Annotated in this window: 12 protein-coding genes; 7 read left to right on the forward strand and 5 right to left on the reverse strand. The window is 57.8% G+C overall.

Features of this window, described 5'->3' with window-relative positions; genetic code table 11:
* Positions 1-156 precede the first annotated feature (156 nt).
* The 4 genes from HMPREF2857_RS05300 to HMPREF2857_RS05315 all read right to left on the reverse strand — a co-directional run bounded on the left by HMPREF2857_RS05300 (position 157) and on the right by HMPREF2857_RS05315 (position 4,517).
* Positions 157-1,764: an SLC13 family permease gene (locus tag HMPREF2857_RS05300; protein WP_070549534.1), complete on the reverse strand. Its 1,608-nt coding sequence runs from the start codon at positions 1,762-1,764 to the stop codon at positions 157-159.
* A 282-nt stretch (positions 1,765-2,046) separates the two neighbouring features.
* Positions 2,047-2,487 (reverse strand): hypothetical protein, encoded by a 441-nt coding sequence (locus HMPREF2857_RS05305; protein WP_016422649.1) that lies wholly within the window; start codon positions 2,485-2,487, stop codon positions 2,047-2,049.
* Between the two features lie 39 nt (positions 2,488-2,526).
* Positions 2,527-4,272 (reverse strand): DEAD/DEAH box helicase, encoded by a 1,746-nt coding sequence (locus HMPREF2857_RS05310; RefSeq protein WP_049193022.1) that lies wholly within the window; start codon positions 4,270-4,272, stop codon positions 2,527-2,529.
* Entirely contained in the window at positions 4,269-4,517 is a 249-nt protein-coding gene (locus tag HMPREF2857_RS05315) for a DUF3039 domain-containing protein (RefSeq protein WP_005509477.1), read from the reverse strand. The genes HMPREF2857_RS05310 and HMPREF2857_RS05315 overlap by 4 nt, the downstream gene beginning before the upstream one ends.
* A gap of 174 nt (positions 4,518-4,691) precedes the next feature.
* On the opposite strand from HMPREF2857_RS05315, the gene HMPREF2857_RS05320 reads away from it, so the two are divergent.
* The 6 genes from HMPREF2857_RS05320 to galE all read left to right on the forward strand — a co-directional run bounded on the left by HMPREF2857_RS05320 (position 4,692) and on the right by galE (position 10,360).
* Positions 4,692-5,231: a DUF3099 domain-containing protein gene (locus HMPREF2857_RS05320; protein ID WP_049170917.1), complete on the forward strand. Its 540-nt coding sequence runs from the start codon at positions 4,692-4,694 to the stop codon at positions 5,229-5,231.
* 38 nt (positions 5,232-5,269) lie between these two features.
* On the forward strand, positions 5,270-6,835 hold the full coding sequence (locus tag HMPREF2857_RS05325) for a DUF7782 domain-containing protein (RefSeq protein ID WP_070643034.1): 1,566 nt from the start codon (positions 5,270-5,272) through the stop codon (positions 6,833-6,835).
* On the forward strand, positions 6,836-7,270 hold the full coding sequence (gene dtd, locus HMPREF2857_RS05330; protein ID WP_049170914.1) for a D-aminoacyl-tRNA deacylase: 435 nt from the start codon (positions 6,836-6,838) through the stop codon (positions 7,268-7,270).
* A gap of 136 nt (positions 7,271-7,406) precedes the next feature.
* A complete protein-coding gene (locus tag HMPREF2857_RS05335) occupies positions 7,407-8,396 on the forward strand; it encodes a sigma-70 family RNA polymerase sigma factor (protein WP_016422644.1) in 990 nt (329 codons plus the stop codon).
* Positions 8,397-8,699: 303 nt separating this feature from the next.
* Positions 8,700-9,380 (forward strand): iron-dependent transcriptional repressor DtxR, encoded by a 681-nt coding sequence (locus HMPREF2857_RS05340; RefSeq protein ID WP_016422643.1) that lies wholly within the window; start codon positions 8,700-8,702, stop codon positions 9,378-9,380.
* The gene (gene galE / locus HMPREF2857_RS05345) at positions 9,377-10,360 is read left to right on the forward strand and encodes a UDP-glucose 4-epimerase GalE (RefSeq protein ID WP_069358725.1); all 984 of its coding nucleotides are present in this window, start codon (positions 9,377-9,379) and stop codon (positions 10,358-10,360) included. Before HMPREF2857_RS05340 ends, galE begins: the two co-directional genes overlap by 4 nt.
* 26 nt (positions 10,361-10,386) lie before the next feature.
* Here the strand turns inward: galE and HMPREF2857_RS05350 are convergent, their stop codons facing one another.
* On the reverse strand, positions 10,387-11,496 hold the full coding sequence (locus tag HMPREF2857_RS05350) for a DUF4192 domain-containing protein (protein WP_246819617.1): 1,110 nt from the start codon (positions 11,494-11,496) through the stop codon (positions 10,387-10,389).
* A 229-nt stretch (positions 11,497-11,725) separates the two neighbouring features.
* Between HMPREF2857_RS05350 and HMPREF2857_RS05355 the strand changes: the two genes are divergently transcribed.
* Entirely contained in the window at positions 11,726-12,928 is a 1,203-nt protein-coding gene (locus HMPREF2857_RS05355) for a PAC2 family protein (protein ID WP_070643038.1), read from the forward strand.
* The last annotated feature ends 39 nt before the right edge of the window (positions 12,929-12,967 follow it).

The raw sequence follows: 12,967 nt of genomic DNA on the forward strand, positions 1-12,967 counted from the left end.
TGTCATAAACTCACACAGTTTCACATTTGCAGCCAAAAGCCCCGAACCACCAAAGTGGAACGGGGCGAACGGGCATCTAAGCAACGCTAGGCGGAGAAGCCCGGTGGCGGTTCAGCGCACTGCCCCACCATCCACTACGGGCTACTACCTACCCAGCTAGTACACGACGCCGAATACCCACTGCAGCAGCGTCAGCGATGCCACAGAAATCACGATCAGTGCGACGACGTTCAGCCAGACACCGGCCTTGACCATGTTGTCCATGCTGACGTAGCCGGAGCCGTAGGCGATGGCGTTCGGCGGTGTTGCAACCGGCATCATGAATGCCGAAGTAGCTGCCAGTGCAACTGGAACTGCGAAGATCATCTGGTCGTGGCCCAGACCGATTGCCATCGCACCAACCAGCGGCAGGAAGGTCGCGGCCGTCGCGGTGTTAGAGGTAAACTCGGTCAGGAACAGCACAACGGCGCCGACGACAACCACGAGTGCAGCCACTGGCATCCAGCCGAGAGTAGACAGCTGCTCGCCAATCCAGTCCGACAGCCCAGAGGCACCGAACTGTGAGGACAGCGCCAGGCCACCACCGAACAGCAGCAGCACACCCCACGGCAGCTCCAACGCATTTTCCCAGCGCATGAGCTTCACGCCATTAGGGCCACCCGGAATAAGGAACAACGCAATACCCACGGTCATTGCGATAACCGCATCGGCAATCTTGGTGTCGGGCAGCAGCACCGGAACAAAGACCCACGCCAGTGCCGCCGCGATAAACACCAGGAGCACTCGGCGCTCTCCAGTCGACATACGGCCAAGGCGCTTCAACTCGTCACGCATGAGTTCGCGCCCACCTGGAATATGCGTAATCTCCGGCTTAAACAGAACATTTGTCAGCAAAAACCATGCACAGAGCATGAGCACAACCGCCACCGGGACACCCAGCAGCATCCACTGGCCGAACCCAATGTTGACACCCTGCTCCGCCATGTAGGCCGCCAGCATCGCGTTCGGCGGAGTACCAATAATCGTGCCCAGCGAGCCAATCGATGCCGCGTAAGCGATACCCAGCATCAGCGCGATACCGAAGTTTGACTTTGGCATCGGGTCATAGCTTGACGACGACTCCTCGGCCTCCTCCAGCGCATCCCCACCGGGGGTTTCAGCGACGGATTCACTCGCAGAGCCCGTATCCTCTGCAGGAACCTTTTCATCGTGCAGCATTCGGACAATGAGGCTCAGGACGGACACACCGATTGGCAGCATCATCACGGCCGTGGCCGTGTTGGAGACCCACATCGACAGGAAGCCAGTAGCCACCATGAAGCCGAGAATCAGCATTTTTGGTGACGACCCCATGAGCACCAGAACCCACAATGCGACGCGCTTGTGGAGGTTCCAACGCTGCATCGCCAGCGCCAACAGGAAGCCGCCCATAAAGAGGAAGATGGTCGGGTCTGTGTACTTGCCCGAGAAATCCTTAATCTCCGCGAGGTTGAGAATCGGGAATAGAGCCAGCGGCAGCAGAGCCGTAACGGCAATCGGGATAGCCTCGGACATCCACCACACGGCCATAAGCACTGCTACACCTGCGGTTGCACGCAGGTTGTGATCGAGCTCAGCCGGCATAAAGAAGTACACGAGCAGGGCCAAGATGATACCGAGTCCTAGACCGGTGCGCTTACGGAAAAGCTCCCGGCTGAGGTATCCACGGTCTTGTTGGCCAGGTGACAGTTCCGGGGAGTTGTCGCGCGTAGATGTCGCTGCCACGATTCACGCTCCTATTTAATAATCAGCAGACATCCTGTATTGCACGCATGTTCAAACGTTTACCGCATGTAGGGGATGCCAAATGTGGGTACTTTCTGACACCAATATCATTACCAACACTCGGCCAAATATGAGATTTCACTAAGAAACCCCCGGCCGAAACTGCAGGCAGTTGGGCTTCGGGGGTGGATTACGGGGTTAGCTCATTTCCTGATTGCGTATCTGGCGTTGACCGAAAACTCCGGGCACAAAGTAAGACCGCCATTGATGTCGCTTCCGAACTCACTCCGATTGCTTCTTTGGCTGATCAGTACCCATCTGCTTAGAGATGCACTCGGCATACTCTCCAGAGGTGCGCTCGAACTTCTCGCACTTCGACATCGCATCTGATGTCGACGAATACAGCATCAGCGACACCACGGCGGCCGCAATACCCGTCACAATGCCGACCACGCCCAATCCGAACGAACCGCTGATGACCGCGTCTCCCCCAGCTGCCTGCACGCGCTTCTTCGCACTCATTGCCTTCGCCATCGCGATGATGCCTAGAACAATGCCAAAGACACCGAGGATGCCACCAACAATCATCCAGGACATCAAGAGTCCGCCGACGCCAAAGATCAGCGCCAGCACGCCAATAGTCCGACCGTCATTGCCTGGTACAGCCGACAAACCACCGCCGGTCAATTCCGACGGCCTCGACTTATCACTGCTTGCCGACATTCTTCTCTCCACCATAGATTGCTCAGTTCGTTTGAAACCCTACCAATTACGCAGGTAGCTAATGCGATCACGCAACTGTTCCTCCGTACACAGCGCAGTCGGCGGGCCACCACAGGCGCGCCGAACCTCGTTATGCACTTGACCATGTGGCTTACCGGTTCGCGCCGCTGTCATCGACACCAGCGTATTGAGCTCCTTCCGCAACTTCGGCAACACCTCACTAGCCACCTTCTGCGGCCTTGGGTACGCCGATCCTTCAATGCGGTGCACCGCGCCCCCTTCGCCTCCGCTTGACGACGATTCCCTCGCCTCCTCGCGGGCTTCCTTCTCTCGGGCACTGGCGGCTTTAAGCTGTTCATCCTGCCGCTGACGCAGCAAGAGTCGCATCTGATCGGCGTCGAGAAGCCCTGGCAAACCCAGATAATCGGCCTCTTCGGCGGAACCGGCAACGGTTGCGGTGCCGTAGGAGGAGCCGTCGTAGATGAGGTAGTCAAGTTCAGCATCCGCGCCAATGGATTCGTAGGCCGGCAGCAATTCGTCGGGCTCATCCTTGCGGCGATTGGCCTCAGCGACCAAGTCATCCTCCCAGCCTTCCGAAGGCCGATCCGGCTTGCCGAGCACGTGGTTGCGCTGCACCTCCATCTGCGAGGCCAAGTCGAGCAGCACCGGAATCGACGGCAAGAAGACCGAAGCGGTCTCCCCCGGCATGCGGCTTCGCACGAATCGTCCGATAGCCTGCGCGAAGAATAGTGGAGTCGAGGAACTGGTCGCGTACACGCCGACCGCCAGCCTCGGCACGTCCACGCCTTCGGAGACCATGCGCACGGCCACCATCCACTCATCGGTGGACTCGGAGAAAGTCTTGATTCGTTCCGACGAGCCCGGTTCATCCGAGAGCACTAACGCCACCGGCGTAGAGGCAATCTGCTCGAGAATGCGTTTGTACGCACGGGCAGTTGCCGCGTCGGAGGCGATAACCAGGCCACCCGCGTCCGGGATATGCTGCCTCATCTGCGAGAGCCGGGTGTGCGCTGCCCGCAGCACAGATGGCATCCACTCGCCCTTTGGGTCAAGCGCGGTGCGCCAAGCACGCGTGGTCTCCTCTGGGCTCATCACGGTGCCCAGTCGCGCAGCGAACTCATCACCCGCGCTATCACGCCAGCGAGCTTCACCGGAATAAGCCAAAAAGACCACTGGGCGCACGACGCCGTCGGCAAGCGCATTGGAATAGCCGTACGTGTAATCGGCGACGGAACGCGAGTAACCATCGCCGTCCGGCGAGTAGCGAACAAACGGAATCGCCGCGTCATCGGAGCGGAACGGCGTACCAGTTAGGCACAGGCGGCGTTCGACATCGCCGTAAGCTTCGGAAATACCGTCGCCCCAGCTCTTGGCATCGCCGCCGTGGTGCACCTCGTCCAGAATCACCAATGTCGGCCGAGCGGTGGCTACGGCATGGTGCTTAAACGGGTGCACTGCGACTTGGGCGTAGGTCACAACAATTCCCTGGTAGGAGGGGTTTACCACACCCTTGGCGTTGGTGAATTTGGGATCCAACGCAATCCCCGAACGAGCAGCGGAGGCAGCCCACTGCACCTTCAGGTGTTCAGTGGGAACTACGACGATGATGCGCTCGACGATTCGGCGCGACAGCAACTCACTGGCGATACGTAGGGCGAAGGTCGTCTTACCTGCGCCCGGTGTCGCCACTGCAAGGAAGTCCTTGGGGCTAGTCGCCAGGTATTTGTCGAGGGCCTCCTGCTGCCATTTACGAAGCCCGCTCACTTGCGACGCAGGGACTTGTAAATCCGCTCGCAGTCAGGGCATACCGGTGAACCCGGCTTCGCCGACTTCTTCACTGGGAAGGTTTCACCGCACAGAGCAACGACGTAGGAGCCGTTGACCGCGGAGTTCACGATCTGGTCCTTCTTGACGTAATGGAAGAACTTCGGAGTGTCGTCCCTCGTCGACTCATCGACGCGGGTATCGGTGCGTTCAATCGTCTTTGTCGTCTTCAATGGAGTGCTCACAGATTCCAATTGTGCCCCATCGGTCAAATTATGCCTAGCGACCCAGGTGCTGGCCGCTGCAGACTGCTGCCTTCCACAGCCATCCGCAACATCGCTGTGACTACGCGAGCATGCGGCTGCAACGGGCATAGCTAGTTGAGACGACCCCACGCCACAGGCGTATGCTAGACAACCATGGCGCGAATCAATGACCGTCGCGACTCCGCGCTGCCGAAACGCGGAAGTTCCCGGCGACGCAAGAAAGACGCGGCGTTGATTACCGACGCCCGCGGCTCTCGGATTCGCAACTATGACCACCGCCGCCACGTCTACGCGGCCCTGCAATGGTCTCGCATTCCGCTGCTGCTTCTTTCCGGCGCTTTTTATCTGTGGTGGGATGTGCCGTGGATCGCAGCGATTCTCATGGTCGTCTCCGTACCCATGCCGTGGATCGCGGTTGTTATCGCCAATGGCGTTGGAGAACCCGCGGACAAGCGTAAGCCGCGCGTCTACAAGCCTGGAGTTGTACGCGAGCAAAACCGCAAATGGGAGGAGCAGCAACGCCAGCGCGCCCTCAAGGAAGCGGAGATGCGCGCGCTCGGTTCTGCCGCCAGTACCGAAGACACCGACGCACCGCCGCAGTCCGGTAACGAGACCATCTCACCCCCCTTCGATGATGCAAATGTCATCGATATGCCGGAAGACGACGATCCGTCGTCAAGCTCCCCTAACTAGCCCCTCCGCCCCGCTTTACGACGAAGGTAGTGCCTACGATGACCTTTTCCCCCTCCACCTTCACCCCACCGACTGATCAGCAGCTTCGTGATTTTGTCGAATGTGCGGAGGAATTTGCCACCGCGCTCAGGCGCCTTGAGTTTTCCAGCGAGTCACTGCGTCGAGTCCTAGGCGCCGAGGGACTGGCCGCGCTGGACCGCGGTGAGCCCGGCGTTGTCGATGTTCTGCTTACCGAAACTGAGGGCGTTTCTGCGGACACTGTGACCGCGTTGCGTCTTCTCATCCTGGGCGACTTCGCCGACGCACAGCAGCTATTTGGGGCTGAGCTGACAGCCAAGTTACTGGGCAGCGGCATACTTGCCGACACCGCCACCAACGCACAGGTGTGTATAGATGTGCGCCCGGTCGAGATTGCGGGAGTCGACCGTATTGTCTTTTCCGACCGCGACGCCTCTATGAGCGATCACGTTCCTGGACCCGATCATGTCTTGGGCGTGGGGCGGGCTTCCCGCTCCCTCCTCGATATTTCGCCGACCTCGGCGGTGGAATCCGTACTCGACCTCGGTGCCGGTTGTGGCGTCCAGAGTCTTGCCCAGCCGGATGCAAAGTCGATTGTCGCGACGGACATTCACCCCCGGGCGCTGTTTTTTGCCCGCGCTACTTTCGCAGCTAATGGCTTCGACCAGGCGCAGGCCCTCGAAGGATCCTGGTTTGAACCGGTTGCAGGACAAAAGTTTGACCGCATTGTGGCGAACCCGCCGTTCGTCGTAGGGCTGCCAAGTGTGGAACATGTTTACCGTGACTCAGGATTGAATCTGGACGGTGCCACCGAGCTTATGATCCGCGGTCTGGCCGACCATCTCACCGACGGCGGCACGGCGCATCTGCTCGGCGCTTGGGCCCATATCGAGGGCGAAAGTTGGCAACAGCGCATCGCCTCTTGGCTCCCTGCTGAAGGCCTCGAAGTGTGGGTAACACAACGAGATGTCGCCACGCCGGCGGAATACATCGGCACCTGGCTTCGAGACGAGTCCATCGACCCCCGCAGCCCAGAAGGCTGCGAGCGCTCCCGTGCCTGGCTGGAGCACTTCCGCAACAGCGGCGTGACAGGCATCGGGTTCGGCTACATCACAGTCCAACGCATTGCCGGCCCGACTTCCGCCGTGTGCGAAGAAATGCCGCAGCCTTTGGCCGCTCCCTTCGCCGCCGAAGCCGAGGAGTATCTCGGCCGCGCCGAATGGCTTCGTACACAAACTGCTGACACCATCCTCGAAGCATCCTTTACTGTGCGCCCCGGCGTTGCCATCGAACGCGTTTCGCTTGCCGACGTCGACAGCGGCCAGGGCTTCACTGAGTTCGATACGCGCATCTCACGCACCGACGGCCCCGCCTGGACACACTCAATCGATGAGTCCGTCGCAACCATTCTGGGTGCACTGCATCCCGAAGCTGCCCTGGGCTCCGTCATCGACATCATGGCAATGTTTGGAGCCTTTGATGAGTCCGAAGTCCCTGCAATCAAGGACGCCCTAGTTCCCATCGTCGTTGACTTGGTTCGCCATGGTCTGATTCTCCCCACCGAGCTCTTGGAGGATAAACAGTAAATGAAAGCCGTTCTCACCCGAGTTAAATCCGCGTCAGTCACTGTCGACGGCTCCGTTGTTGGCCACGTTGACGGAGGCGATACCGGCGCCATTTTGGCGCTCGTAGGTGTTGGCCGCGAGGACACTGCCGATGCTTGGGAAACGATGGCCCGCAAGATCGCGGAGCTGCGCATTCTGGATGGCGAGCTCAGCGCTGTCGACGCTGGCGCCCCGGTGCTCGTTGTTAGCCAATTCACGTTGATGGGGGCGACAAAGAAGGGACGGCGGCCGTCGTGGGTAGACGCGGCTCCGGGCCCAGAGGCCGGACCCGTCATAGAAAAAATTGTCGAGAACTTGCGCAATCGTGGCTTGACGGTCGAAACGGGACAATTTGGAGCGATGATGGAGGTCGCATCCGTCAATGATGGACCCTTTACAGTTCTCGTAGAATGCTAGTCGCGGCAGTTTTTCTTAACATTATATTTGCATGGCAATATTACCCTATTGACATTCATCAACTTTCACGGGAACATTTCCGTAACTCCGTGCGTTGTAGTTATTGAGTCCACTTAAAAATCCAGGAGGCAGATTCATGAAGAGTGCCGATATTCAAAATGACGAACTGGAAGGTCAGCCACGGGACAAGGGGCGCCGCACTGGCAATAACTCCAATCCGTCCGCCGATTTGGTTCGTGTGTATTTGAACGGCATCGGAAAGACTGCTCTTCTCAGCGCTGAAGAAGAGGTGGAACTTTCTAAGCGCATTGAAGCCGGTGTATACGCCGAGCATTTGCTGCAGACCGGCGCGAAAATGACCCGCGCAAAGAAGCGTGATGTCAAGATTTTGGCAAAGGAAGGTAAGGCTGCACGCGCCCACCTACTCGAAGCCAATCTCCGTCTTGTGGTCTCGCTGGCGAAGCGCTACACCAACCGCGGTATGCCTCTGCTGGATCTAATCCAGGAGGGCAACTTGGGCCTCATCCGCGCCATGGAAAAGTTCGACTACACCAAGGGCTTCAAGTTCTCCACTTACGCAACGTGGTGGATTCGCCAAGCTATTACCCGCGGTATGGCTGATCAGTCGCGCACCATTCGCCTCCCTGTTCATTTGGTTGAGCAGGTCAACAAGATTTCTCGTATCAAGCGTGAGCTCTACCAGCAACTCGGCCGTGAGGCTACGAATGAGGAATTGGCAGAGGAATCCGGCATTCCAGAGGCCAAGATCGAGATGCTGCTGCGTCAGTCCCGCGACCCGGTGAGCTTGGACATGCCGGTGGGCACTGATGAGGAAGCTCCTCTGGGAGACTTCATCGAGGACTCAGAGGCAACTGATGCCGAGGAGGCAGTTGTCGCTTCCCTGCGTCACCACGATGTCCGCAAGGTTCTGTCCACTCTCGAGATTCGAGAGCAGGAAGTTATTAAGCTCCGCTACGGTCTCGACGATGGCCTGCCCCGCACGCTGGATCAGATTGGCCGCCACTTTGGCCTGTCTCGCGAGCGCGTCCGCCAGATTGAGCGGGAAGTTATGTCCAAGCTCCGCGAGGGTGACCGTGCTGACAAGCTGCGTGAGTACGCAAACTAACGCCACATGGCGGTGACATCGATAGGGTTCCTAATTTCAGCCCTGAGATAGAGCTGGACTTCAATGCCGACCCCGTGCCGGAGTTTCATCCACACTGGCGGTCGGCGTTTTCGTCTGCACGTCGAACTTTCGACATCGCGTACGCTCCCTTCCGCCTCAGCAGCGCCCACCGAACCAAGCTTTTCGCTGCCTAATCAGCACCAAAGCCACTAGATTTGCGAGCCCTAACATCTTTCTTGCGCAAGTGTGGTTATCCTAATACTTGAGTGAAAACTTTTAAGACTGTGTTATCGGAGGAAAACCGTGAGGGATTTGGTTGACACCACGGAAATGTACTTACGTACGATTTTCGAACTCGAAGAAGAGGGCATCATTCCTTTGCGTGCTCGCATTGCCGAACGCCTTGAGCAGTCGGGGCCGACCGTTAGCCAAACCGTTGCGCGCATGGAGCGCGATGGCCTTCTCGTAGTTGCCCCAGATCGCAGCTTGCAGCTTTCCGACGAGGGCCGCAGGCTGGCCACGGCTGTCATGCGTAAGCACCGCCTAGCTGAGCGCCTACTTACGGATGTCATTGGCCTCGAATGGGACAAGGTTCACGACGAAGCCTGCCGCTGGGAGCACGTAATGAGTGACGAGGTCGAGCGCAAACTTCTCGACGTGCTTGACTCTTACACACGCTCCCCATTCGGCAATCCGATTCCCGGTTTGGGAGACCTCGGTGGGACTCAGTCACCAGAGTCGTTAGAGAACGTTCGCCGACTGTCCGATCTAAACCCCGGCGAGTACACCGTTGAGATCGTCCAGATTAACGAAATCCTGCAGGTCGAGCAGAGCTACATGAAGCGTCTCCACAAGGCTGGAATTATGCCGGGTACTGAGGCACTTGCCGAGGTTGCCGCCGGCCGCGTGACTCTCGCCCGTGGTGATCATTCTCTTGACATTCCGGATACTCTGTCTCACGCAATCATGGTGATTATCAAATGAAACTCCTCGTCACTGGTGGTGCCGGCTACGTCGGTAGCGTGTGCTCGGCAGTATTGATTTCTCTTGGCCACGACGTCACCATTCTGGACAACTTCTCTGTTGGCAACCGTGATGCGGTGCCAGAGGGCGCGACCCTAGTCGAAGGCGATGTGGCGGACAAGGCCTACGAGGTTCTGTCCTCCGACAGCTTCGACGGCGTCGTTCATTTCGCTGCGAAATCGCTTGTTGGCGAGTCTGTCGAAGTTCCTTCCGACTACTGGCACAACAATGTGGGCCAAACCCTGAAGCTACTCGACGCGATGCGTGATACCGGTACGAATAACCTGGTGTTCTCTTCGACAGCTGCAACCTACGGCGAGCCAGAGAAGACACCAATTACCGAAGACATGCCAACCGCGCCGACCAACCCTTACGGTGCCACCAAGCTGGCCATGGACTACGCCATCGCCTCTTACGCCAAGGCATACAACATCGGCGCTACCAGCTTGCGTTATTTCAATGTGGCGGGTGCCTGGGGCGGTTTTGGAGAAAACCGTGAGGTGGAAACTCACCTCATCCCACTGGTACTGCAGGTTGCGCTCGGTCACCGCGACAAGATTATGGTCTTTGGCAATGACTGGCCGACTCCGGACGGCACCGCGGTGCGTGACTACATCCACATCAAAGACCTCGCCGATGCGCATGTCTTGGCACTAGAGTCCAACACGCCGGGAACCCACCGTATCTTTAACCTCGGTTCCGGCGACGGCTTTTCAGTTCGCCAGGTCATTGAAACCTGCCGTAAGGTCACCGGTCACCCGATTCCCGCTGAGGATGCACCGCGTAGAGCCGGTGATCCGGCAACCCTTATTGCCTCTTCTCAGCGTGCCATGGACGAGCTCGGATGGAAGCCCAACCAGACGGAGCTTGAAACCATCGTCGCCGATGCATGGGAGTACACCAAGAACCTCGGCGACCGAGCCCACTCGGCGCACCGCTAGGTACTGCAGTACAGCTTGCAGGGTCGCTAATCAATACGCGGCATTTTCACCTTGTATACCCTGCGCAGTACCTCTTGTGCTGCTCCAAGAATTGTGCCGACGCACCTCGGCACAATTTGATTGGCGACCGCAATTTCCAGCAACTGAGTCAGTGAATGATTCGGTTGCTCCCCCGCTGCCTCATCGAGAGCTGTTTGCGCAAAGTTCTCCAGCCCAGCCGCGAACTTTGCGATGGCAAAACACGCTAAAGCGTTAGCACGCAGGCTGCCGCGGTGGACGATTGCGGCCTCGCGCCAGATTTCTCCCATTGATTGCGCCAACTGCGTAGTAATGAAAATCATGGACATATCGCGCAAGGTGACGTTGGTCAGTGCTGCTGCAATGGCATATCCTGCGTTTTCATCGCGCACCGCCTCATGTGCATCCATCACACCATCGGCCACGTTTTCCACGGCGGTTTTGAGCATGTCGAAGTGCTCAATGAGCGCGGGATTGTCCGAACCAATTTTGAGCTTCCTCGGCTGCTCAACGGCTGTCGCTCGTTCCCGGAGGCGTTCAATCAGAGCCCTGTCTTTACTGTCGTGGAATTGGCCACCTCGAAAATAGCTGCGGTACTCCTCATAGTTTTTGAAAATCTGCTCTCCCTGCCGGGAGATTAGATTTGCATTGTCGGTCATCAGACTGTCACCGACAATGCCGACGATCTCTCCCTGCTCGTCCGTGACAACTTCCCCCGCAGCAATAGTGGCAACGCCCGCCAAACGCACCTCATGCAGGCCGCCTTCTCGCAGCCAGCCTGTAATAGGTGTGGAGTCCTTTTCAATCCCCCAGGATTCGTCGATGATAAACACATCTGCGTGAGTGCATCCTTCATCGAGCAGGAAGTCCGCGGCTGCCCGCACCAAGTCAGGATTGTTCTCAATCGAGGCCACATCCTTAATCAGCATCGGGCCAGCATGCGCTGTCGGATCAAACTCGACCTTGCCATCGATGAGATCTTCGACCTGATGATACAACGCCGCAATCACTACCTGCCCCCGCGGATAGAATCCAACGATTCCCGGCAGGTTCGTCAGAAAAACACTCGGCTCAATTTCAGGCTTTTGTCCTGCACCGAAGTTCTGTTTGTTTCCCATTAATTCCTTACCCCTTTTCCCCCATTGGAATAGCTCGACAGCGGACAATCCTCTCGCCATCTGGTGGCTCTCATTGTTATCGAATCCGCAACAGCCTTGCTTGTGCGCGACCGGAAAAATCGGCCCATCTGTGGACTACTTTCTACTTGTGGATAACTGGAATAGTTTCTGCGGTATCGTGGTTGTTTACTTCAAATGACGAAAAATGTGATGCAGGAGGTAGTCGTACGTGAGTGATCCGACCGACAAGCCTCAGGGCAATATGTACGAGGTAGTTTTTCCGGTTCCTGACGTAACGGGAAGCGAGGGCCATCTGACCCTGGTCATTGCACTTAGCGGTTATGCGGATGCCGGTAATGCCGTCTCGGAATCAGCTAGTTTCCTCTTGGATGCTCTCGAGCACCGTCCATTGGTGAACTTTTCTATCGACGAGCTGATTGATTATCGTTCTCGCCGTCCCTCTGTGACGATGAACCACGACCAGATTGTGGATGTATCCGATTTGAACCTGTCACTCAATGTGGTTCGCGACAACGTCGGTAAGCCGTTCTTGCTGCTTTCTGGCCCTGAGCCAGACATGCGGTGGGAGGCTTTCTCGACTGCCGTGGCAGATTTGGCGGAGCGCTACGATGTCGGTCGGACTGTGTCGCTGTACTCGGCTCCGATGACGGTTCCGCACACCCGACCACTGGGCATCATCGCCCATGGCACAGATAAGCAGAAACTCGGTGATATGCATACCTGGGGAAACCGCGTCACAGTTCCGGGTGCTGCGAGCCTGAACATTGAGTACGAGCTCGCAAGCCGCGGTTGTGATGCCTTTGGTTTCACCGCACAGGTGCCACACTATGTCGCGGCCTCTGAGTATCCGCTGGCGTCACTGCGGCTGTTGCAGGAGGTAGCAAAACTAGCCAAGCTCGAGCTCCCGCTTGAGGCGTTGGAGAAGGAATCCGCGCGGGTGGCGGAGCTGCTCAATACGCAGACGAATGATTCCGGCGAGGTCTCTCAGCTGGTCAATCTTCTCGAGGAACAGTACGACCAGGAAGTTCAACGTCGTCAAGAGCTGGAGACTTCTCCCCTGCTTGGACCTAACGGCGAGATGCCTTCCGCCGACGAGATTGGCGCTGAGTTCGAAAAGTTCCTCGCTTCTCAACCGCTGCGCCCAGTAGAGGATTCTTCCTCGCTTGACGACGAGGCGGAGACCCCGGCCAACTCGGATTCCTCGGCAACTACATCAGAGGACACTGACGCATACTCGGAAGAACCCGAGTCGGCCTCGGCGGATGATAGGTCTGCGGAGTTTTCTGCAGACGGCACTGCCGAACAGCCTGAGTCAGAACAGCCTCGGGAAGAGCAGGCGGAAAGCGAAGAATCCGGTGAACCGGAACAACCTCGCCGTCGGCGCGGCTGGAAGCCCTGGTTCCGCTTCTAATCCGGGGTTACCGCTAGGGTGGGAAGCGTGTCACTATCT

Source organism: Corynebacterium sp. HMSC076C10 (assembly GCF_001812455.1).
Lineage (GTDB): Bacteria > Actinomycetota > Actinomycetes > Mycobacteriales > Mycobacteriaceae > Corynebacterium > Corynebacterium jeikeium_D.

Excerpts from the sequence above, each read along its gene's own strand:
- galE (WP_069358725.1), top strand. The coding sequence starts at position 9,377 with ATGAAACTCCTCGTCACTGGTGGTGCCGGCTACGTCGGTAGCGTGTGC.
- HMPREF2857_RS05305 (WP_016422649.1), bottom strand. The coding sequence starts at position 2,487 with ATGTCGGCAAGCAGTGATAAGTCGAGGCCGTCGGAATTGACCGGCGGT.
- HMPREF2857_RS05350 (WP_246819617.1), bottom strand. The coding sequence starts at position 11,496 with ATGGGAAACAAACAGAACTTCGGTGCAGGACAAAAGCCTGAAATTGAG.
- HMPREF2857_RS05325 (WP_070643034.1), top strand. The coding sequence starts at position 5,270 with ATGACCTTTTCCCCCTCCACCTTCACCCCACCGACTGATCAGCAGCTT.
- HMPREF2857_RS05320 (WP_049170917.1), top strand. The coding sequence starts at position 4,692 with ATGGCGCGAATCAATGACCGTCGCGACTCCGCGCTGCCGAAACGCGGA.
- HMPREF2857_RS05335 (WP_016422644.1), top strand. The coding sequence starts at position 7,407 with ATGAAGAGTGCCGATATTCAAAATGACGAACTGGAAGGTCAGCCACGG.
- dtd (WP_049170914.1), top strand. The coding sequence starts at position 6,836 with ATGAAAGCCGTTCTCACCCGAGTTAAATCCGCGTCAGTCACTGTCGAC.